The 22,256-nt window shown below is 29.5% G+C and carries 21 protein-coding genes; 5 read left to right on the plus strand and 16 right to left on the minus strand.

Annotation, left to right across the window (positions count from 1 at the left end; genetic code table 11):
* The gene (gene asnB / locus ACZ5QM_RS01730) at positions 1 to 1,707 is read left to right on the plus strand and encodes an asparagine synthase B (RefSeq protein ID WP_464183218.1); all 1,707 of its coding nucleotides are present in this window, start codon (positions 1 to 3) and stop codon (positions 1,705 to 1,707) included.
* Positions 1,708 to 2,959: 1,252 nt separating this feature from the next.
* Here the strand turns inward: asnB and ACZ5QM_RS01735 are convergent.
* Genes ACZ5QM_RS01735 through ACZ5QM_RS01745 form a run of 3 tightly spaced genes read right to left on the minus strand, consistent with a single transcriptional unit; the run spans position 2,960 to position 7,697 of the window.
* Entirely contained in the window at positions 2,960 to 4,204 is a 1,245-nt protein-coding gene (locus tag ACZ5QM_RS01735; RefSeq protein WP_464183219.1) for an FtsX-like permease family protein, read from the minus strand.
* Positions 4,201 to 4,563 (minus strand): 30S ribosome-binding factor RbfA, encoded by a 363-nt coding sequence (rbfA, locus tag ACZ5QM_RS01740; protein ID WP_464183220.1) that lies wholly within the window; start codon positions 4,561 to 4,563, stop codon positions 4,201 to 4,203. Before rbfA ends, ACZ5QM_RS01735 begins: the two co-directional genes overlap by 4 nt.
* A 23-nt stretch (positions 4,564 to 4,586) precedes the next feature.
* Positions 4,587 to 7,697 (minus strand): UvrD-helicase domain-containing protein, encoded by a 3,111-nt coding sequence (locus tag ACZ5QM_RS01745; protein WP_464183221.1) that lies wholly within the window; start codon positions 7,695 to 7,697, stop codon positions 4,587 to 4,589.
* A 42-nt stretch (positions 7,698 to 7,739) separates the two neighbouring features.
* Between ACZ5QM_RS01745 and miaA the strand changes: the two genes are divergently transcribed.
* Positions 7,740 to 8,657 (plus strand): tRNA (adenosine(37)-N6)-dimethylallyltransferase MiaA, encoded by a 918-nt coding sequence (miaA, locus tag ACZ5QM_RS01750; protein WP_464183223.1) that lies wholly within the window; start codon positions 7,740 to 7,742, stop codon positions 8,655 to 8,657.
* On the opposite strand, the gene dnaJ is transcribed toward miaA, so the two are convergent.
* Both dnaJ and ACZ5QM_RS01760 read right to left on the minus strand, forming a co-directional pair.
* Positions 8,638 to 9,780 carry a molecular chaperone DnaJ gene (gene dnaJ / locus ACZ5QM_RS01755; protein WP_464183224.1) on the minus strand — a complete coding sequence of 381 codons (1,143 nt, stop codon included), beginning with the start codon at positions 9,778 to 9,780 and terminating at the stop codon, positions 8,638 to 8,640. The two genes, miaA and dnaJ, sit on opposite strands and share 20 nt — an antisense overlap.
* Positions 9,781 to 9,796: 16 nt before the next feature.
* On the minus strand, positions 9,797 to 10,360 hold the full coding sequence (locus ACZ5QM_RS01760; protein ID WP_464183225.1) for a nucleotide exchange factor GrpE: 564 nt from the start codon (positions 10,358 to 10,360) through the stop codon (positions 9,797 to 9,799).
* A gap of 185 nt (positions 10,361 to 10,545) precedes the next feature.
* Here ACZ5QM_RS01760 and crcB point away from each other — a divergent pair, with 185 nt between their 5' ends.
* The 3 genes from crcB to rfbD all read left to right on the plus strand — a co-directional run bounded on the left by crcB (position 10,546) and on the right by rfbD (position 12,672).
* The gene (crcB, locus tag ACZ5QM_RS01765) at positions 10,546 to 10,932 is read left to right on the plus strand and encodes a fluoride efflux transporter CrcB (protein WP_464183226.1); all 387 of its coding nucleotides are present in this window, start codon (positions 10,546 to 10,548) and stop codon (positions 10,930 to 10,932) included.
* A gap of 110 nt (positions 10,933 to 11,042) precedes the next feature.
* Positions 11,043 to 11,555, plus strand: a complete 513-nt coding sequence (locus ACZ5QM_RS01770) for a DUF5063 domain-containing protein (protein WP_464183227.1) — start codon at positions 11,043 to 11,045, stop codon at positions 11,553 to 11,555.
* A gap of 241 nt (positions 11,556 to 11,796) precedes the next feature.
* Positions 11,797 to 12,672, plus strand: coding sequence for a dTDP-4-dehydrorhamnose reductase (gene rfbD, locus ACZ5QM_RS01775; protein ID WP_464183229.1), 876 nt, complete (start codon positions 11,797 to 11,799; stop codon positions 12,670 to 12,672).
* A gap of 50 nt (positions 12,673 to 12,722) precedes the next feature.
* On the opposite strand, the gene ACZ5QM_RS01780 is transcribed toward rfbD, so the two are convergent.
* The 11 genes from ACZ5QM_RS01780 to ACZ5QM_RS01830 all read right to left on the minus strand — a co-directional run bounded on the left by ACZ5QM_RS01780 (position 12,723) and on the right by ACZ5QM_RS01830 (position 22,237).
* Complete coding sequence (locus tag ACZ5QM_RS01780) at positions 12,723 to 13,403, minus strand: tetratricopeptide repeat protein (protein ID WP_464183231.1); 681 nt, start codon at positions 13,401 to 13,403, stop codon at positions 12,723 to 12,725.
* Between the two features lie 287 nt (positions 13,404 to 13,690).
* A complete protein-coding gene (gene efp, locus ACZ5QM_RS01785; protein WP_464183232.1) occupies positions 13,691 to 14,254 on the minus strand; it encodes an elongation factor P in 564 nt (187 codons plus the stop codon).
* A 595-nt stretch (positions 14,255 to 14,849) separates the two neighbouring features.
* Positions 14,850 to 16,487, minus strand: a complete 1,638-nt coding sequence (gene groL, locus ACZ5QM_RS01790; protein WP_464183233.1) for a chaperonin GroEL — start codon at positions 16,485 to 16,487, stop codon at positions 14,850 to 14,852.
* A 40-nt stretch (positions 16,488 to 16,527) separates the two neighbouring features.
* Positions 16,528 to 16,797, minus strand: coding sequence for a co-chaperone GroES (locus ACZ5QM_RS01795; RefSeq protein WP_464183313.1), 270 nt, complete (start codon positions 16,795 to 16,797; stop codon positions 16,528 to 16,530).
* A gap of 108 nt (positions 16,798 to 16,905) precedes the next feature.
* Positions 16,906 to 17,724 (minus strand): translation elongation factor Ts, encoded by an 819-nt coding sequence (tsf, locus tag ACZ5QM_RS01800; RefSeq protein ID WP_464183235.1) that lies wholly within the window; start codon positions 17,722 to 17,724, stop codon positions 16,906 to 16,908.
* A 107-nt stretch (positions 17,725 to 17,831) separates the two neighbouring features.
* Positions 17,832 to 18,620: a 30S ribosomal protein S2 gene (gene rpsB, locus ACZ5QM_RS01805; RefSeq protein WP_464183237.1), complete on the minus strand. Its 789-nt coding sequence runs from the start codon at positions 18,618 to 18,620 to the stop codon at positions 17,832 to 17,834.
* A 151-nt stretch (positions 18,621 to 18,771) separates the two neighbouring features.
* Complete coding sequence (rpsI, locus tag ACZ5QM_RS01810; protein WP_464183238.1) at positions 18,772 to 19,158, minus strand: 30S ribosomal protein S9; 387 nt, start codon at positions 19,156 to 19,158, stop codon at positions 18,772 to 18,774.
* 8 nt (positions 19,159 to 19,166) lie between these two features.
* Positions 19,167 to 19,622: a 50S ribosomal protein L13 gene (rplM, locus tag ACZ5QM_RS01815; protein ID WP_464183239.1), complete on the minus strand. Its 456-nt coding sequence runs from the start codon at positions 19,620 to 19,622 to the stop codon at positions 19,167 to 19,169.
* 176 nt (positions 19,623 to 19,798) lie between these two features.
* A complete protein-coding gene (locus ACZ5QM_RS01820) occupies positions 19,799 to 20,257 on the minus strand; it encodes a precorrin-2 dehydrogenase/sirohydrochlorin ferrochelatase family protein (RefSeq protein WP_464183242.1) in 459 nt (152 codons plus the stop codon).
* On the minus strand, positions 20,254 to 20,955 hold the full coding sequence (locus ACZ5QM_RS01825) for a phosphoadenylyl-sulfate reductase (RefSeq protein WP_464183243.1): 702 nt from the start codon (positions 20,953 to 20,955) through the stop codon (positions 20,254 to 20,256). Before ACZ5QM_RS01825 ends, ACZ5QM_RS01820 begins: the two co-directional genes overlap by 4 nt.
* 13 nt (positions 20,956 to 20,968) lie before the next feature.
* Positions 20,969 to 22,237, minus strand: a complete 1,269-nt coding sequence (locus ACZ5QM_RS01830) for a sulfate adenylyltransferase subunit 1 (protein ID WP_464183245.1) — start codon at positions 22,235 to 22,237, stop codon at positions 20,969 to 20,971.
* Positions 22,238 to 22,256 lie beyond the last annotated feature (19 nt).

The raw sequence follows: 22,256 nt of genomic DNA on the forward strand, positions 1-22,256 counted from the left end.
ATGTGTGGAATAGTTGGAGTTTTTGATTTGAAGCATCTCACAGATGACTTACGTACGCAGGTATTGGTGATGGCTAAAAAAATACGACACAGAGGTCCAGATTGGTCTGGGATATATTGCGGAAAGAAAGCTATTTTAGCACATGAACGATTAGCAATCGTAGACCCTCAATCAGGAAGACAACCTTTGTATTCTTCGGATAGTAAAGTTGTTTTAGCTGTAAATGGAGAAATATATAATCATTATGATATCAGAAAATATCATAGTAATTATATATTTAAAACAAAATCTGATTGTGAAGTAATACTGTCTTTGTATAAAGAAAAGGGTGTAGACTTTTTAGAAGATATAAATGGTATTTTTGCTTTTGCCTTGTATGATGAAAAAAATGATTCTTATCTGATTGCACGTGACCATATTGGAATTATTCCTTTGTATCTAGGATGGGGTTCAGATGGTACATTCTATGTGGCTTCTGAATTGAAAGCCTTAGAGGGCTATTGTGTTAAAATAGAAGTATTTCCTCCAGGACATTATCTTTATTCAAAACATGGGAACAATGAGCAGCTTAAGTTTGTGAAATGGTACAAGCGAGAATGGATGAATTATGAAAATATTAAATGTGAGCCATTGATTGGAGATAAAATAGCACTACCTATTAAAGAACTTCGTGAGGCTTTAGAAAATGCTGTGAAGCGTCAATTGATGACAGATGTACCTTATGGAGTTTTGCTTTCAGGTGGATTGGATTCTTCTATTATTTCAGCAATAGCGAAAAAATATGCTTCGAAGAGAGTAGAAAGTGAAAATAATAGTGAAGAAGCATGGTGGCCTCAATTGCATTCTTTTGCTATTGGATTAGAAGGTTCTCCTGATTTAGTTGCAGCTCAAAAAGTAGCTGATTATATAGGAACAATTCATCACGAAGTTCATTTTACTATTCAAGAAGGGTTAGATGCTGTACGTGATGTTATTTATTATATAGAAACTTATGACGTTACAACTGTTCGTGCTTCTACACCTATGTATTTATTAGCTCGAGTTATTCGTTCAATGGGTATCAAGATGGTACTCTCTGGAGAGGGAGCTGATGAAATATTCGGAGGATATCTTTATTTCCATAAAGCACCAAGTGCAAGAGCTCTACATGAAGAAACTGTTCGAAAGTTGGATAACTTACATTTGTATGATTGTTTACGTGCTAATAAGTCTTTAGCATCTTGGGGTGTAGAAGGACGTGTTCCTTTTCTTGATAAAGAATTTATGGATGTGGCTATGCGTTTAAACCCTGAAAATAAATTAAGTGGCCTTAAAGGTAGAGTGGAAAAATGGATTCTTCGTAAAGCTTTTGAGGATTTGTTACCAAAAGATATTATATGGCGTCAGAAAGAACAGTTCTCAGATGGAGTAGGGTATAATTGGATAGATACATTGAGAAAAATTGCTTCTTCTCAAGTGACGGATAAGCAATTTGAACAAACGAAAAAACGTTTCTCTATTAATCCACCTATGACAAAAGAAGAATATTATTATCGTACAATATTTGAAGAAATGTTCCCTTCTGAAACAGCCGCTAAGACTGTACCTTCTGTTCCTTCAGTGGCTTGTAGTACACCAGTTGCACTTAAATGGGATAAAGCTTTTGAAAATATAGTCGATCCCTCTGGAAGAGCAGTAACAACTGTACATAATGAGGCATATAGTTAATTTTCTTGAGGAGTTTATACTCTCTGTTATAGGCATTTTTTTTTAAAAGGATGATAGTTTTTTTACTTATTTTTTTGCACAGTTTTTTTCCCCTCTTGAAATTTATTTTTTCTAAGTTCTCTTAATTAGTTGATTAAAACTATTTTAGTTTTATTTTGTCCAGTGTTTCGTCTATTTCTTTAAATTTTAATTCCTTAATGTCCACTATCAATGGCCAGTTTAAAAAAAAGGTATATTCTTTAGTTTTAAAGAAATCTAGTACTTCAATTAAAATGGAGATTATGTTTATCAAAATTTTACTATTGTATCAATTTTACGATAGCAGTACATGACCTTTCTAATATCCAAAGATGTTGTTATATAAACAACATCTTTAATAAGAGGTGGATTGTATTTCTCTTTTTTTTTGTACTAAATTTTAGTAAAAAATTTGAAATTTTCTACTTATATACCTTTATTATGAATAATAAAATATGTTTTTATTATTTTTCTCTAGAAGCAACATTTTTATATCTTTTATTGAAAAAGAAAAATTATTAACCTTTTAAAAGAAAGAAATATAGAATATTTCTTTCTTTTTTTTCAACTTTATACAAATTTATCCTATTTTAGATACCACATACCATGTTATTATATTGTTGTTTCAAACAACAAATAGTATTAAAAAATAAAAATTACTAATTATAGTATTTTTCAGAATTCAGTATAATAAAAATCCATTATAATCATTATAACACGCATGACACACCTATTTCATTTTTATCGTGTCTATTAGTAATAGTATATATGTTATTTATTTTTTTGTATTTTTTTATACATCTAAAGTAACAGAAACTATAATTCATATTCATTGTGTAAAAAAAAAGTTATTACCTTTAAAATTGTTCTTCTGTAAAATGCAATAAATGTTGCAATTTTTTTATCATATCTCTATTTTTTTATTTTTATCTAAATGAAAAGAAAAATTACATCATACAAATCCAATTTTTATATACTCATAATCACATTTATCCGCTTCCTACACCATTTTTTGAACGTTTTGGAATATCTCCCCCGAATGATAATCCAATATCTATAATGTTACTATATAGTATACACTTAATAATGCAATCGATTAAAATGTAAAATTGTATAAAAATTATTCCTAATGATAAACATTTAATTTCACTAATATCAGTAAAGTATATTTTCGCATTTTTATCATTAGTCAATATCACTCTAAAAAAACAAATAATACTATATAAATGACAGGTTAGTAATTTTTTATATTTAATACTCTTTCTTTATTTATTCCATATTTGATAGAATAGATAATAGATAAAGAACTTATAATTAATTCTGTAAAGAAAACTAAAACTAAATCTATTATTTTAATTTGTATAGGATAAGCATTAATGGAAAAAACTCCACTATTATTCCCTAATCGAAACCAACCAAAATATTGTTGTCCGAGGCAAACGAAAATCCCTAGAAAGATTCCAATAAAGCATCCAAAAACAGAAACTAACAAACCTTCAAAAAAAAATATACGAGAAATCAATTTATTTTCGGCACCAAGAAAGCGAAAAGTATTAATATCTTTTCTCTTATCAAGCAAAATCATAACAAGTAAACTGACCAAATTAAAAGAAGCAATTAAAATAATAAAACAAAGTAGTAGGAAGGTAACTATTTTTTCAATGTGAATCATATTAAAAGCTGTCAATTGTTGTTCATAACGATCTCTCACCAAATAATCTCTTTGAAGAATTTTTTGTATTTTTTTCTTAACAGATGAAAGTCTAGCATTATTTTTTAATTTTATTTCTAATGCACTGATTTCAGTTTGATAATCTAATAATTGACGAGCGAAATTTATTGGGACTATGGCATAATTGTCATCATATTCAGACTGATTAATTCTAAAAATTCCACTGACATATGCATACTGTCGGTTGAATAAAGTAGTAGGATTTGAAAAATAATCCACCCAATCAGTTCGTTTAAAGGCATAAAAACTTAAAGGAAAAATAAAATCAGTATTTATTCCCAAAAAATTCGCTACTCCAATCCCTATAATAACAGAAGAAGGAATTTCATTAAACAATTGCACCCTACCATCAAGAAGAATATTATTAATAGAAATTAATTTATTAAAATTATTTGAAACTCCTTTAATCATTATAGGAATTTGCCTCTCTCGATATTTTACAAAGACATTATCTTCCAAAGTTTCGGATATCGTGACTATCTCTGGTATTCTTCGAATTCTGACAAAAACATCAATAGTTGGATCAAAGACTTTCCCTTTTGCAGGAATAATTTTTAATTCAGGATCTAACAAACTAAATGTTTCAGAAATTAATTTCTGAAATCCATTGAAAATGGAAAGTGTACAAACTGATACCAACGTGGCAATCACTATGCCGCAAACAGCTATCAATGAAATAATACTGATTGCAGTATGAGACTTTTTAGAAAAAAAATACCTCTTAGCAAGAAAAAACGGTAAAATCATACTTTCTCAGTAGAATTAAGTAGGTAGTCTATATTTTCCATATAATCAAGGGAATTATCTATAAAAAATAATAATTTTGGTATATACTTAATCTGCTTACTAATGCGCAATCCTAAATCATACCGAATAGTCTTTTTATTTTGCTCTATGTTTTGCATAATTTTCACTGTTTCATTAGAATTAGAGTGATAAATACTTAAAAAAACTTTTGCCACACTCAAGTCTAAACTTATTCTTACTGTAGTTACTGAAACTATAAGTGCTTCCTTTATATATTGTTGGGTTTTTAAGCGAAATAATTCGTTAATCTCTTTTTGTAGCAAACGTTCTATTTTTTGTAATCTTCTATTTACCCGCATAAATACAATTTTTTTCTATTTTTTTATTTTCTAGAAAGTTGAATATTTTTGACTCGATTCTGTTCTACATACCATAGATACATCTCTATATTAGAGTAATTCATTTCTATTAACAAACTGGCATATTTTCGTAATTGTTTCTCATGAGAAAAATGAGGTCTCCCAAATTTGTAATCTATAATAATTGTTTTATTATCCATAATTAAAACTCTATCTGGACGCTTACTGACTATAATTCCATTTTCTTCAGTAATAATTGAACATTCTCTATAAGTCTTATAATTACCACTAAACCAATCTTCCACTCCAGATAACTGAATAGATTGTCTTATTTTTTCTACATATTTTTTTTTTTCATCAGATTGAATTAATCCTTGTATAATCCATAAACTAACTTTCTCTTCAATATCCTCTAAAGAATCAATCTGAGAAAAAAGATTATGCATAATTTTACCGTATTCAATACCTGTATTTTTGTCAAACATAAATTTTCGGAATTGACTGGATTGTTTGAATATAGATTTCCCTTTTGGGAAATCTACTGATGAAAATTTTACTTCTTTCACAGGAGGAGTTTGCTTTAAAAGATTATCCATAATTATTTCTTCTTTTTCTCTCGGTAGAGAAATTTCTCCAACTTTAAAACAACAATTCTTTTCATCCCAATATTCATCAAATTGTTTTACATATAACTGTAATAAATTCGATACTTTTTTTACTTCTTTTATTTCTTTTTTTTTCTTTGTCAATATGATCAAATTACACTCTACTCGTGTAAAAGCTACATATAAAAGATTTAAATTATCTATACATGACTTCATTGTTTCTTTTTCATATTCCAAAGCAAAATCAGTATTCTTCATCTCTTTTTTGTAAGTAATAGGAAATAAAGAGAAATTTTTTACATTTTCTGAAAGCTTACACCATATTAAAGGATTTTTTTCTGGAGAAAGCTCCCAATCACAATAAGGAATAATCACTGTATGAAATTGCAATCCTTTAGACTTGTGAATTGTCATAGCTCTTATACCTTCTATCCACATTCCAGTAGGAATAGTTTTCTCTTTTCCATCCTGTTCCCAATGTTCAAGAAAATGATGAATTGTTGCTGAATAATCATTTAAATATTGATTGAGATAGTCATAAAAAGCAAATAAATAGGCTGATTGTCCTGGCAATCGTTCTAATCCAAATTTTCTACAAATGTATCCAACAAGCTCAAATAATGGCATAGATAATAATCTATCCCTTCTTATTTCTCGTGTTTCTAATCCTCCCATTTTTAATAAATAGATTAATTGCTCTTCAAATAATTTATTCCCATAATTAACAATCATTTTAAGGGATGCAATAATAATTCTTACAGCAAGTGAACTCCATAGACTAAAAGCTTCATTAGAAACAATTGTTAAATAATGATTTTTCACCATTATTGGATAATCACTTCTTTTGTGTGAAAGATAATCAGCAAGTATATTTATTGTTTTGTTTTTCCTAACAAGTATACAAATATTTTTAGCTGGAATACAGCTATTATGTAGTCTTTTTAGTTGTTCTAATACTGTTTCTAGCATTTGATCTACATATCTTCTATCTTCTTTATTGTCCTCAATAAATTTAATAAAGACACATCCCTCTTCGTCATTTTTTTTAGTTTTTTGCTTAACCTTGTTCTCTTCATATATAGAGAACATTGTATTTTTAAGTATCCTTTTTGCTGCAAAAGGAAAAAAGGAATTATTAAAATCAATTATACGTTTTTCACTTCTCCAGTTATACAACAAAGGTTTTTCTTCAGCGTTCAGCTCTTTCGATACTCTTTTTAATATATTCCAATCACTATTACGCCAACGGTAAATTGATTGTTTTTCATCACCTACTATCAAACTAAATGCATTTTTGGAAAGGATTTCTTTTAATAAAATGTTAAAATTTTTCCACTGTAATAAACTGGTATCTTGAAATTCATCAATCATCACATGTTTAATTGTACTACCTATTTTTTCATAAATGAATGGAGCATCATTATCATCAATCATCTGATAAAGAAATAAATTAGTATCCGAAAACAAAAATCTATTTTGTATAAAATTCTGTTCTTCAATTTCTTTTCTAACTTTTTCTATTAACCCAAATTTATAAAGATTATCCTTTACCATCCTCACCGTACGTACTTTTCTCAATTTTTCAAAAACACAACTGAGCAAAGGCATTAATCTACTCTCCGCTAAAAGAGCTATCTCTTCTCTTCTTTTATGATTTTTAGTAGTCCATGCATATTTATCTATACGACATTTTTCCATCACCTTGCTTTCTTCCTGATAATTCCCTTTTACTAATTTTTGAAAAAAAATGATAGGATAACCTTTTAGTATAAAATCATTTTCATTAAGTTGATATTCTGATAATAAAACTCTAATCTCTTGTAGAGTTTTTTTAAAAAAGATTTCATAATTTCTTTGTATTTGATCTTGATTTTCTATCAACTGATTGAAAATCAGAGAATTATTCGGAAAATATTTTTTATGTTCTTGAAAGAACTCATTATAAATACATTCTACAAATTTTTCTATAGATTTTTTTATTCTCCAATTTTTCCCCTCATTTATTAAATGTTCTACATACTTTATCAACCATTCAAGCAATTGACTATCTTGATTTGCTTTCTCTATTACGCTATGAACAGCTTCTCGTATTACTTGTTGATTATTCACTTCTAAATTAAAATAACTGTTACATCCTAATTCGTGCGCCAAATTACGAACTATTCGTTGAAAAAAACTGTCAATCGTTGTAATATTCAACCAACTATAATGTTGAATAATACTTTTAAAAATTTTTTTAGATTTCCTACTAATTAATTTTTCATCCCAATGTAATCCTCCTTCTTCCCATAACACTCGTAAGGAAGATCGAAACTCTTTTGAATCATTTGTATTCATCGACAGACCATATAATTCTGACAATATACGTTCCTTCATTTCATTTGTAGCATCTTTTGTAAAACTAACTACTAAAATATATTTAAAATAATCACTAAAATTGGAATCTAATAAACATTTAATATACTCTAGTACTAAAATATAAGTCTTTCCAGAACCAGCTGATGCTTTATATATTATTATATTTGACATATAATTTATTTTATTTTGTACTTACAAAAGTACTATTGGATAATGGAATTTCAAGAATATGAACTAATCACAGTATTAGGCCCTACGGCTTCCGGTAAAACAGCATTTTCCATTCGTTTGGCTGATGAACTAAATGGAGAAATAATCAGTGCTGATTCTCGTCAAGTATATCGTAGAATGAATATTGGCACAGGAAAAGATTTAAACAATTATATTCTTGAAGGAAAATCTATTCCTTATCATCTTATTGATATTTGCCAAGCTGGAGAAAAGTATAACGTTTTCCGATTTCAACAAGATTTTCATAAAACTTTTTCTAAAATTAAAAATAAAGGAAAATTACCAATTTTATGTGGAGGAACGGGTTTATATATAGAATCTGTTTTGAAAGGATATAGATTATTGAACGTTCCAAAAAATCATATTTTAAGGTCAAAACTAAAAGGTAAAAGTATCAGTGAGTTAAGTACAATACTGAAATCGTATAAAAGACTTCACAACCAATCTGATGCAGATTGCTCACAAAGAATCATACGATCTATAGAAATAGAAACATATTATCTTACACAAAAACTCAATCAAGGTAATTATCTTCCAATTAAGAGTTTTATCATAGGAATCAAAATAGACCGAGAATTGAGAAGGGATAAAATAAGCTTTCGTTTAAAAAAACGATTGAAGGAAGGATTGATCGAAGAAGTCAAAAATTTACTGAATACCGAACTTTCCTCTGAGCAACTAATATATTACGGGTTAGAATATAAATACATTACCTTATACCTTATCGGACAACTTTCTTATTCAGAAATGTACCAAAAACTAGAGGTATCCATTCATCGTTTTGCCAAAAGACAAATGACATGGTTTAGAGGTATGGAACGTAGAGGTTTTAAAATACATTGGATAAATGTTCAAGAAACAGATCATTTAAGTGAAATTTTCAGCCAAATACATTCTTAATCCTACTAAAAATTTTATCCTTAACGGAATTCGTCGGCTTAAAATTAGGAGCATTCTCCATTGCAGAAAGAAGCTCTTTCTGCCTTTCAGTTAAATTTTCAGGAACATAAACGGTAATATTAATTAACAAATCACCAACTCCATATTTATTCACTGAAGGTAATCCTTTATTTTTCAATCTAAGTATCTTACCTGGCTGAGTTCCTGGTTCTACTTTTATCTTTGCTTTACCATCCAATGTAGGAACCTCCACAATACAACCAACCGATGCTTGATAAAAAGTTAATACTAAATTATAAATGATATCCTGTTGGTCTCGTAATAACTCAAGATGAGTTAATTCTTCAATCACTACTAATAAATCTCCGTTGATACCCCCACGACGAGCAGCATTTCCTTTCTCTCGTACCGAAAGTTGCATACCTTCTATCACTCCAGCAGGGATATTAATAGTAATTACATCCTCTCCTCGTACAATTCCCTCACCATAACAATATGGACACCTCTTAGTAATTACTCTCCCTTCTCCATGACATTCAGGACAAACAGAAGAAGTTTGCATTTGCCCAAAACCAATATTTACAATTTTTGTTACTTGCCCTTTACCATGACAAGTAGAACAGGTACGATAAGAATGATTATTTTCTGCCCCAGTTCCTTTACAATGAAAACAGGGAATATATTTTTTCACCTTAAGTGTTTTTTCTACACCAGTAGCTATCTCTTTAAGTGTCAATTTCACTTTTATTCTCAAATCTGAACCTCTATTCCCTCCCCTTGTATTATTCCCAAAACTAAACCCTTCAGAAAAACCACCAAAAATATCTCCAAAACGAGAAAAAATATCTTCCATAGAAAATCCACCTCCATCGAAACCACTAGCAGAACTATTTACCCCTGCATGACCCAACTGGTCATATCTATCCCTTTTATTTACATCACTTAATACCTCGTATGCTTCAGCTGCTTCCTTAAATTTTTCTTCAGCATCTTTATTACCAGAATTTTTATCTGGATGATACTGAATAGCTTTTTTTCTATATGCTTTTTTAATTTCATCTGACGATGCAGTCTTGGAAACACCTAATATCTCATAATAATCTCTTTTTATTGTTGGTGCCATGTTTATTTATATTTTTCTAATTAGCCACAACCACTTTTGCGTGGCGAATAACTTTATCATTCAAAGTATATCCCGTTTGCACATTATCTATAACCTTACCTTTTTTTTCTTCATTTTCAGCAGGAACGGTAGCAACAGCTTCAAACAAATCAGATTCAAAATTTTCACCAATTGAATTAATAGCTTTTACTCCATTTTTTTGAAGAAAAGAAAGAAATTTTCGGTAAATCAATTCTACCCCTTTTTTTATGGTATCCATCTCTCCAGCTTTTTCTATTGTTTCCAAAGCCCTTTCAAAATCATCTACCACTGGAAGAATCTCAATAAATATTTTCTCTCCTCCATTTTTAATCAAATCTGTTTTCTCTCTAATAGTACGCTTTCGGTAATTATCATACTCTGCCATTAAACGAAGATGAGCATCTTTAAGATGTGCAACTTCTTCTATATATGATGCCAAATTGTCAGAAGATTCTTCATTTTCTGTCAAAATCTGCTCTTGTTCAGACACATCTTCTATAACTTCATCAACAAATTTCTCCTTATTTTGAATGTTTTTTTCTGAATTTTTATCACTCATAAACTCACATTTTTTTACACTTTTAATGATTACTTACTATATAAAGCCAAAATAATCCTTAATTCAAGAGACAAATAAATCTACAAAAAACTACCCCTGCAAGGTAGACAACAAATAGCTTGCCAAATTTGTATCAATAAAAATTACTTTTTATCTTCGCAATTATAATGATAGTTATAATTAAAATGCTCAAACAAATATTCTTAGTAGGAACAGGAGGAGGAATAGGTAGTATCCTTCGTTTTATTATATCTTCACTTATTATCAAAACAAAATTATCTACTTTTTTCCCATTAGCTACTTTTATTGTAAACTTATTAGGATGCTTTTTAATTGGAATTTTAACTAATTTATTTCTAAAAATAAATTGGTTGAGTCCAAATATTAAAATCTTTTTTATAACTGGATTTTGTGGAGGTTTTACTACTTTCTCCTCCTTTTCGCTAGAAAATTTTCAATTATATAAAGCTGGAAATTATCAAACACTTATTTTATACATTCTAATCAGTATTATTTTAGGTTTTATTTCTGTATTGTTGGGTTCATTTTGTTTTAATAAAATATTTACTTAATAACTGTTATCATTGAATTCCTCAGTATTAAAAGTTCAAATGAAAATATTAAAGACGAATATATTTAAAAAGTTCACTAATTATATAAAAATGCTATCTACTCTAAATAGATGAAAGAAGTTGTTTTTTCAAAATATACGATAGACTTTGCTCGTATAGCTCTGGAATACTGTATGCTTATAGAAAAGACAAGAGAATCTAATAAAAAAAATTTCATTAATAATATGACAAAAGTTTTACCTCTTTTGTATATTAAAATCTCAATCATTCCTAAAATTCAAGAGAATTATGAGTCAAATTTAAAAAACAAAATAGATGAAAATCTCTACTTTCAAGCAGAAAGTAATATTAGTAAATTGTTAGGAAATGACAATTTTTACTTAGAAATCTCTCATCCAGATATTCAATTAAACGATTTTCATACTACAAAAAAAATATCAGAAGATTTAGCTGATATCTACGAAGATTTGGGAAATTTCATAAATATTTTCAAAAATGGATATAAAGAAACAATGAACGATTCATTAATATTATGTACAGAAAATTTTAAAAAATATTGGGGACAATCTTTAGTCAATTCATTAAAATTTTTACACTTTGTAAAATATAAAACAGAAGAATGAAAAATAATAATTGTTACTTCCTGTAATCACCATAAACATTTTTTTACGAAAAAATACAATGATTAATAAAATCAGTAAAAAATTTATGTTTTATAAGTACAGTTATTTAAATTGTTTCATCTAATGTTTGATTTTTTTAACAGTGAAATAATACATGTAATTCCACTGTTAAATCCGAATTTGTGTATTCAAAGATAAATTCATATTGAAGAAAAATTAGTAAATATTGATGTAAACTTCAATGAAAAAAACTATTCTAATAACAGGATCAAAAGGACAATTAGGATGTGAACTAATGCAGGGTTCTAATCGATATTCTGAATTCAAATTCATCTCAACTGATATTGACACATTAGATTTAACAAATAAAAAGGAAATTATTCAATTTTTAGGAGAACATAAAATAAACTATATTGTCAATTGTGCTGCTTATACTATTGTGGATAAAGCAGAAGAAGAAGAAGATTTATGTTATTTAATTAATCGAGATGTACTAAAAAATTTAACGGAGGCAACTAAAGGAAAAATAAAAATCATCCATATTTCAACTAACTATGTATTCAGTGGGGAAAAAAATACTCCTTACACAGAAAAAGATATCACCAACCCACAATCAATTTATGGAAAAAGTAAACTTGAAGGTGAAAGAATTTTGATGAAAAATTGTCCAGAAAGTATAGTAATAAGAACTAGTTGGCTATATTCTGTTCATGGGGACAATTTTGTAAAAAAAATACTTCGTTTAATAAAAGAAAAAACAAAATTAAACGTTGTTTGCAATCAAGTAGGAACACCTACTTATGCATTTGATTTAGCAAACACTATTTTATTAATTATTACTTTTTTGGATAAAAAAAATCTTCATTCCGGCATTTTTCACTATACTAATGAAGGCTTTGTCTCATGGTTTGATTTCGCAAAAAAAATTTTACAACTATCCAAAACAAAAAATTGCAAAATACATTCAATCACAACAAAACAATACCACACTTTAGCAAAACGACCAATCTATAGTGTTTTAAACAATACAAAAATAAAAGAAACTTTTGGTATTATAATTCCCAAGTGGGAAGAAAGTTTAAAAAAGTGTATTAGATTGCTTATTGACAAAATCTGAATAAAAATGAAACTATCTATTCAACCCAGTTACTATCTTAGCAAAGTACTCTAAATCTTCTCTTTTGCTCTTTCAATATTTTTTTCACTAGTAATAGCTTCTAAAGATTCGGGATATTTATTTTTAATGATTGTATAAGTTTCTAAAGCCGACTTATAATCTTTTAAACTTTCGTAAGCAACGGCCATTTTTTTTAAAAAAATAGGACTCAATAATGAGCTATTAGCCCTAATAGCTGCCTTTTTAAAGTAAACAATTCCTTCTTTTATGTTATCCAAATTAACTTCACAATCACCAATAGCTCCCATTATTTGTGCAGAAAACAACACATCTTTCCCATGATAACTTTTTAAAGTTCTAAGAGCTTTTTTATAGATTCCTAGTCTATACTGACAAATTCCTGCATAAGCTTTTGCTAAATTAGCAGATTTAGTTCCTTCAAACTCTTTTATTATACTAATAAATCCAATATAATTGGATTTATCTCCATTCAAAGCAATCTTCCACTGCTGGTTACTAAAATAAGTCTGACCATGGAAAAGAGCAATTTCTGCATCCTTCTCTCTAGAGAGAAGGTGATTGTGATAATAAACAACAGAAATCACCAGAGCTACAACAAATATCATCGTAATTATAAAAATTTGCTTAAAATATCTCAAATGTAGTAGTATTTTTAAGATATTTTCACTTGTACCTTTTCTTTTTAGTGAAAAATTATTACTGATTTTCATTTTTCTCTATGATATTAATAATTATTGAGTAATTAATCTATACCCTACAAGAGAAATTATAAATAATAAATCATTTACAAAAAAAGGTAAAATTCCTATTTTTAAATTCATATGAATTGGAAAATAAATTCGAATTGTGACAAATATTAAGGATTTTATTCACTTTACCTGCATCTTACTAGCATTAAATTTTTTACTTTTAAAAACCTACCTTTTTAAAAAAAATAACAGTAAATTGTTTAATATAAGTATGCCAACAATTTGTATTCAAAAAATACAAAGAAAATCTATTTCATCCTTTCTACATAAGAACCATCGCGTGTATCTATTTTTATTTTATCTCCTTTATTAATGAAAAGAGGAACACGTACCGTAGCCCCAGTTTCTACTATAGCAAACTTAGTAGCATTAGTAGCTGTATCTCCTTTAATTCCTAATTCAGTATAAGTAACTTTCAAAATTACATGAACAGGAAGTTCTACAAATAAAATTGTCTCTGAATCTGCATGAACAACTACTTCAGCTATGCTTCCTTCTTTCAAAAAATCTACACCCTCAATATTATCTCGTGCAATAAATACTTGTTCAAATGTCTCTTTATGCATAAAATTATAAACAATATCATCCTGATAAAGAAATTGGTAAGGACGACGTTCTATACGAACTTCATCTATTTTCAATCCAGCATTAAATTTTCTTTCAATAACTCGTCCTGTAGTTACATTTTTAAGTTTTGTACGTACAAAAGCTGAACCCTTACCCGGTTTTACGTGCAAAAAATCTACTATTTTATAGTAAAATCCCTCTAAACTTATGCACATACCATTTTTAAAATCAGCTGTAGTTGTCATCTAAATATCTTCTTAAATTAACTATTCCAATTTTTTCATAAAAAAAATCAATAGAAAGAAATAATCGACTCAATATGAAAATTATCAGTCATCTCTAATTTAAGTTTTAAATTAGAGAACATATACCTTTTGTGTTAGGGATTGGGTAATAGTACAATTACATTTTTAATCCTCAATAAACATTATAAATGATAATATTTATTGTAACAATTCTGTTGTTTTTATTCCACTTTATACTTCTTATAGTCTTATAGTCTTAATAGCTTTTTAGTTTTAAAAAAATATAAAACTATGAACTTATTGAAATAGAAATAAAAGCGTCCAAATTCAATCAAATTTTAAAAAGAGAAGTAGTTTTAATTATATTGAGCAATAAAGTAAAGTTGTGAATCTATCTTTTTTAACAAAAAAACACTTTTTAAAGTGTAAAAAATATGGCTTACTTTTTTACCTCTTACTAAAAAAATTCAAAATATATGAAAGTAAAACAAACATAGAATTCCAATTTTTTATAAATTGACTAATCACAAAAAAGAGAAGCGATTTCTCAAAAAAAGAAAATCGCCTCTCTTTTTCAATACCAAAGCGTAATAAATTACATCATTCCTCCGCCCATGCCTCCGCCCATTGGAGGCATTGCTGGAGCAGGATTTTCTTCTTTTGCCTCAGTAACTACACATTCTGTAGTCAAAAGCATTCCAGCAATAGAGGCAGCATTTTCTAAAGCTACCCTAGCTACTTTCGTTGGATCTATTACACCTGCTGCATATAAATCTTCATATATGTCAGTACGCGCATTGTACCCAAAATTACCCTTTGCTTCTTTAACCATCTGGGCAACAACAGCCCCTTCTTTCCCTGCATTCTCAACAATTTGACGAAGAGGTTCTTCAATAGCACGTTTCACAATTTCCACGCCAGTAGTTTCATCTTCATTTATACCTTTGAGTCCATCTAAAACAGAAATAGCACGAACATAGGCAACTCCACCTCCTGGCACTGTTCCTTCCTCTATAGCTGCACGAGTTGCACTCAACGCATCATCTACACGATCTTTCTTTTCTTTCATCTCTACTTCTGAAGGAGCACCTACGTATAGGACAGCAACCCCACCAGCCAATTTAGCTAAACGTTCTTGTAATTTTTCACGATCATAATCAGAAGTCGTTTTTTCTATTTGTGTTTTGATCTGGGCTACACGAGCAGAAATAGCACTTTTTTCCCCGGATCCATTTACGATTACCGTATTATCTTTACTTATAGAAACTTTTTCAGCGGTACCTAACATATCAATTGCCACTCCTTCCAATTTCAACCCCTTTTCTTCAGAGATCACCACTCCACCTGTTAATACTGCAATATCCTCTAACATTTCTTTGCGACGATCACCAAAACCTGGAGCCTTTACAGCACAAATCTTCAAAGAACCACGCAAACGATTGACAACTAAAGTAGCCAAAGCCTCTGACTCAATATCTTCCGCTATAATCAACAATGGACGCCCTGTTTGAACAGTTTTTTCCAAAATGGGAAGAATATCTTTCAATACAGAAATTTTTTTGTCATGAATAAGAATATATGGATTTTCCAAATCAGCTTCCATCTTTTCCGTATTGGTTACGAAATAAGATGAAATATAACCTCGATCAAATTGCATACCCTCCACTACGTCTACATAAGTTTCTATACCTTTGGACTCTTCTACAGTAATAACTCCTTCCTTTTTTACTTTTCTCATAGCCTCAGCAATCAAAGCCCCAATAGTTTCATCTCCATTAGCAGATATTTTAGCCACATTCTCAATCTTACCAAAATCATCACCAATAGCTAGCGATTGGTGCTTTAATGACTCTACCACTTTAGCAACAGCCTTGTCAATACCACGCTTCAAATCCATTGGATTTGCACCAGCAGCTACATTTTTCATTCCTACATTAATAACGGACTGTGCCAACACAGTAGCTGTAGTTGTACCATCACCAGCATTATCATTGGTTTTAGAGGCAACCTCTTTTACTAATTGAGCTCCCATATTTTGGAAATGATCTGAAAGTTCTATTTCTTTTGCTACAGTTACACCATCTTTTGTAATCTGAGGAGTACCAAATTTTTTGTCAATAATAACATTTCGTCCCTTAGGGCCTAATGTTACTTTCACTGCATTTGCCAATTCATCAACCCCTTTTTTAAGTAAGTCACGGGCATCAAGGTTAAATTTAATATCTTTTGACATAATATTTAATTTATTTTTTTTTAAAATTGTTGAAAATTTATTAAATAATAGCTAACACGTCAGACTGACGCATAATCAAATACTGCGTTCCGTCTAGTTCTATTTCCGTTCCAGAATACTTACCATAAAGAACCTTATCTCCTTCTTTTAGAACCATTTGCTCGTCTTTAGAACCATTACCTACCGCAATTATCTTACCTTTCAGCGGTTTCTCTTTTGCAGAATCAGGAATAATAATCCCTCCAACTGTTTTTTCTTCAGAAGCAGCAGGTTTCACCAAAACTCTGTCTGCCAATGGCTTAATACTAATACTCATACTCATAATTTAAATTATTTTAAGTTAATCATTTCACTTTTATGGAAGTGACAAAGATTATGCCAAATAAATAATAACTGACAATTTGTCAAAATGAATTATCTACATTAAACTAACACGTCGAAAATTCAAAACAGTCAATTCTTTATTTTGTTTCTTCAAATAATCATTGATAGTAATTCTAGTGTCTTTCAGAAAATTTTGTAACAACAGTGCACATTCTTTATAATATTTGTCCAAAGCTCCTTCTACTATACGACTTAAAATTGCTTCAGGTTTTCCTTGCTTTATTGCTTTTTCACGAGCTATATCCTTTTCTATTTCAATATTCTTTACAGGAATAGAATTTTTATCCAAACCTATAGGATTCATAGCAGCTACTTGCATAGCTATATCTTTTGCTACTTGAGCATCTACTTTTTCTTGATTAAATCCAACAATAGCAGCTAATTTACTACCAGGATGTGTATAAGCTACCGTAGTAGAAGCCTTTAAATATTCATAACTTCCTAATTCCATTTTTTCACCACTTATTCCAATACGATTTATTATCAATTCATAAACTTTATACTTATTTATAAACAAATCGTTTAATTCTCTTACTGTTTTTGGTTGATATTCTAAAGTTGCATTTAAAATTTTCTTTACCATATCAATAAAATCTTCTCCTTTTGCTACAAAATCTGTCTCACATTTTACTGATATTATAGATGCGAAATTGCCCTTAGAAGCAGCAAGGACGCAACCTTCAGAAGTTTTACAATTTTCACGCTTAACAACTACAGCTCGACCCTTTTTACGAATAATTTCCATCGCTCTATCGTAATTACCTTCTGCCTCATTAAGTGCATTTTTACAATCTATAACACCCGCTCCCGTCATATTCCTCAAATGCCGAACATTCGCAATCGTAACTATCATATTTTTTTACAATTATTAACGATAAAACTTACTCCTCCTGTTAATAAGTTAATAAGTTAATAAGTTAATAAGCATTACAAACCCTAGAACTAAACTTTTTTCTCGAGTCAAAGATTTTTTTCTTTTCTAGAGTCATTTATTTCTTTACCGGTAACAAAAACTTTCTTCTCATTGCTCTCATTATCTATAGAAATAGATATATTTTCACTATTTCTTTCTTCTTTTCCTTCAATAATTGCATCACAAATAGCATTCAAAACTACCTTTATAGAATCAGTTGCATCGTCATTAGCAGGAATAACAAAATCTATATCATTGGGATTAGAATTAGTATCTACTATTGCAAACACAGGAATATCCAAACGTTTAGCTTCTGAGACAGCAATACGCTCCTTCATTATATCTACTACAAACAATGCAGAAGGCAAACGTCTCAACGTTACAATTGAACCTAAATTTTTTTCCAATTTAGCACGCTGACGAGTAACCTGTAATCTTTCTCTTTTAGAGAGAAGATCAAAAGTGCCATCATGAGCCATTTTATCAATAACTGTCATTTTTTTAATAGCTTTTCGAATTGTTGGGAAATTAGTTAACATACCACCAGCCCAACGTTCCGTAACATAGGGCATACCTACAATAGTTGCTTTATCAGCAACTATTTGCTTCGCCTGTTTTTTCGTAGCTACGAACAGTATTTTACGTCCAGATTTGACAATTTTTTTAATAGCTGATGCTATTTCATCTATTTTTAAAATGGTTTTATGTAAATCAATAATATGGATGCCATTACGCTCCATAAAAATATAAGGAGCCATTGCTGGATTCCATTTTCTTTTTAAGTGCCCGAAATGTGCTCCTACTTCCAATAACTGTTCAAATGAAACTCTTGACATTATTTGATTCTTATTCGTTTACATTTCTTTTATCAACTATCAGATAACCATTCCAAATTATCTTTGGATACGTCCCAACCTATTTGAATATTAATCTCAACCAATATCAAAAAGAAAAAGACGAAAACACTTCAAATCATTAATTCTCTCACTAACGTTTTGAAAATTGAAATTTTTTTCTAGCTTTAGGCCTTCCAGGTTTCTTGCGTTCCACTTCACGCGAATCACACGTCATAAACCCCTCATTTCTTAAAATTGGCCTATTTATTGAATTGATTTTCACCAACGCCCGAGCAATACCTAAACGTGCTGCCTCTGACTGACCTTTAACCCCTCCTCCTTGCAAATTAATTATAATATCATATTGTTCAGTAATACCCAATTTATTTAGTGGTTGTTTTACAATATACTGAAGTATTAGAGAAGGAAAATAAGATTCAAGATCATGCTGATTAATTAAGATTTTTCCTGCCCCTTTTTTTACATAAACACGAGCTACAGAAGTCTTTCTTCTACCCAATGCATTTATCATTTCCATTATAATTATTATTTAAGCAAATAAATATCAACTGTTTTAGGTTGCTGAGCTTTATGCTTATGTTCAGTTCCACCATACACATAAAGATTTTTAATAATCTTCGAACCCAAACGATTCTTTGGAAGCATTCCTTTTATTACTTTTTTTAATAAAAAAACACTACTTTTTTTAAATAAGTCTGCCGGGGTAGTCTTTTTTTGTCCACCTGGGTAACCTGTGTAAGAAAAATATATACGTTCAGTCCATTTCTTACCAGTTAAAACAACTTTATCGCTATTAATAATTATTACATTATCACCACAATCCACGTGAGGAGTAAAATTAGGTTTATATTTACCTCTAAGAATTTTTGCTACTTTAGAAGCCAAACGTCCTAAAGGCTGTCCATCTGCATTTATAATAACCCATTCTTTATTAACTGTTGCAATGTTTGCAGAAACAGTCCTATAACTTAAAGTATTCACTGTCTTTTGTAATCTGTAAATTAAAAACTATAAAAACAATTACTACATGCAACGATTTTTCATCGCATACAAAAATTAAATCAAATATCTATAACCTTAAAACAGAAACCAGGGTACAAAGGTATTACTTTTCTTCAAAAAATTAAAAAAAAAATTGAATATCCTTGATGTTTTCACTAATTAATTTTTAAAATATTTTTTTCTACTAAAAATTTAATCCGATTTCGAATAATAATAGATTTCCAAACATTTTGTGCATTAGAAGAAACAGCAATAGTAATATTGCTACTATTGTAAATGGCTGGAGAAATAAAATCGCATAAACTAGGATTGTCACAGACATTTGCTAAAATATTACGACACTCACAATCAGCCTTTATAAGCGCATTTAACACTTTTTTACCTGTACATATATAAACCAAAAAAACATTTTTCAAATCTTTTGATTCATATTCTTTTTTTTTCTGCTCAAAAGATAATAATTTAAACTCTGAACAAAAATCAGGAGCAATGATCACAATTCTGCTGGTAAAATAACTCAAAACAGTGGCTTTATGAAAGGCAACCATCCCCCCTCCAACAATCAGGATTTGTTTTCCGGTAATATTAATTGAAATAGGCAAAAAAACATTCATCTTTTATGCAATCCACATTCTTTATGTTCAGAATTTTCCCACCACCAACGACCTGAGCGAATATCCTCACCTATTTCAATAGCACGAGTGCATGGTTGACAACCAATACTTGGAAACCCTTTATTTTGAAGTACATTATATGGTACTCTATTAATTTTTATATAATTCCATACTTCTTTTGTTTTCCAATTTACCAATGGATTAATCTTAATTAATTTATTCACTTCATCCCATTCCACTATTCTAATATCTTTACGCGTCACTGATTGTTCCCTACGAAGTCCACAAATCCAAACATCTAAAGTAGATAAAGCTCGTGAAAGTGGCTCTATTTTTCGAATTTTACAACACTCTTTACGTTTACCTACACTTTCATAGAAACCATTAACACCATTTTGTTTAGTATATACCTCAACAATTTCATTTTTTGGAAAATATATATCTAATTTAATATTGTATACACTATTAGTGTTGTCAATCAACGAATAAGTTTCCGGAAATAATCGCCCAGTATCAATAGAAAAAATAGTAGTTTCAGAATCTATCTTCAAAACCATATCTGTTAAAACTTGATCTTCTAATCCCAAACTAGAAGCCAAGCCTATACGAGTCTTATATTTTTTTAAAAAAAAAACCAATAAATCTTCTGCTGACTTATCTAAAAAACAATTATTTAACGTAACTATATTTTTATGCATTGCAATTACAATTTCATTTTATTATCATTCCTGCTCCAACAGTTTCAAACGTACTCTCATCAATAAATACTAAACTCCCAGTAACACGATTATCAATATAAAGATCATACTTCAATGGTTTAGAAGTTCTAATAGAAATCTGCGCTATATCATTCATTCTTACTGTTTTTTCATCAGTTATATTTTTCATTGTATTAACATTTACTTTATAAACTACTTCCTTGATTATCCCTAATACTTCATCAGTCGTATGTCGGATGAAATATTTAGTTCCAATACTTAACGGACGATAATTAAACCAACAAACCATTAGTAAAATATCTGCACTAACTATAGGCATATTATTACTCTTTACAATCATGTCACCTCTACTTGCATCAATATCATCTACTAAGCGAATTGCAACTGATTGAAGAGCAAAAACTTCTTTCAAAGAATTTTCTACATCATCTATAGCTTTTATAGCGGATTGAGTATAAGAGGGTAGAATAGTGACTAAGTCACCTACTTTATAAATACCTGAAGCAACTCGCCCAGCATATGCCCTATAATCATGAAACTGTTTGGTTTGAGGACGAATAACATATTGTATAGGAAAACGAGCAGGTAAATTACTGATATTTTCTTTCAATGGAATTGTTTCTAACAAATGCAAAAGTGTACAGTCTTTATACCAAGGCATTCTGGTAGAGTATTCTACTACATTATCTCCATCTAGTGCTGAAATAGGTAAATAATATATTTTTCTCAAATTCAACCTTTGGGCAACAAATGAATATTCTTCTACTATTTTGTTAAATATTTCTTCTGAAAAATCAACTAAATCCATTTTATTAACAGCCAAAATTATATCTGGTATTTGTAATAACGAAGCAATATAAGAATGACGCTTAGTTTGTTCCACTACTCCGTTACGGGCATCTACAAGAATAACGGCAGCATCAGCCGTAGAAGCTCCAGTTACCATATTTCTCGTATATTCTATATGTCCTGGAGTATCAGCAATAATAAATTTTCGTGAAGGAGTAGCAAAATAACGATAAGCAACATCAATTGTTATCCCTTGTTCACGCTCTGAACGTAATCCATCAGTTAATAGTGCTAAATTAACTTTATGACTACCTAAACGCTCACTGACCATTCTGACAGATTCCAATTGATCTTCAAAGATAGACTTACTATCATAAAGTAAGCGTCCAATCAGTGTACTTTTTCCATCATCTACACTCCCAGCAGTAGTAAACCTCAACAACTCCATCTCCGAATATTCACCTATAGCCATTGGTTATTTATTACAAAAT

This window comes from Azobacteroides sp. (SeqCode), from assembly GCF_055395615.1.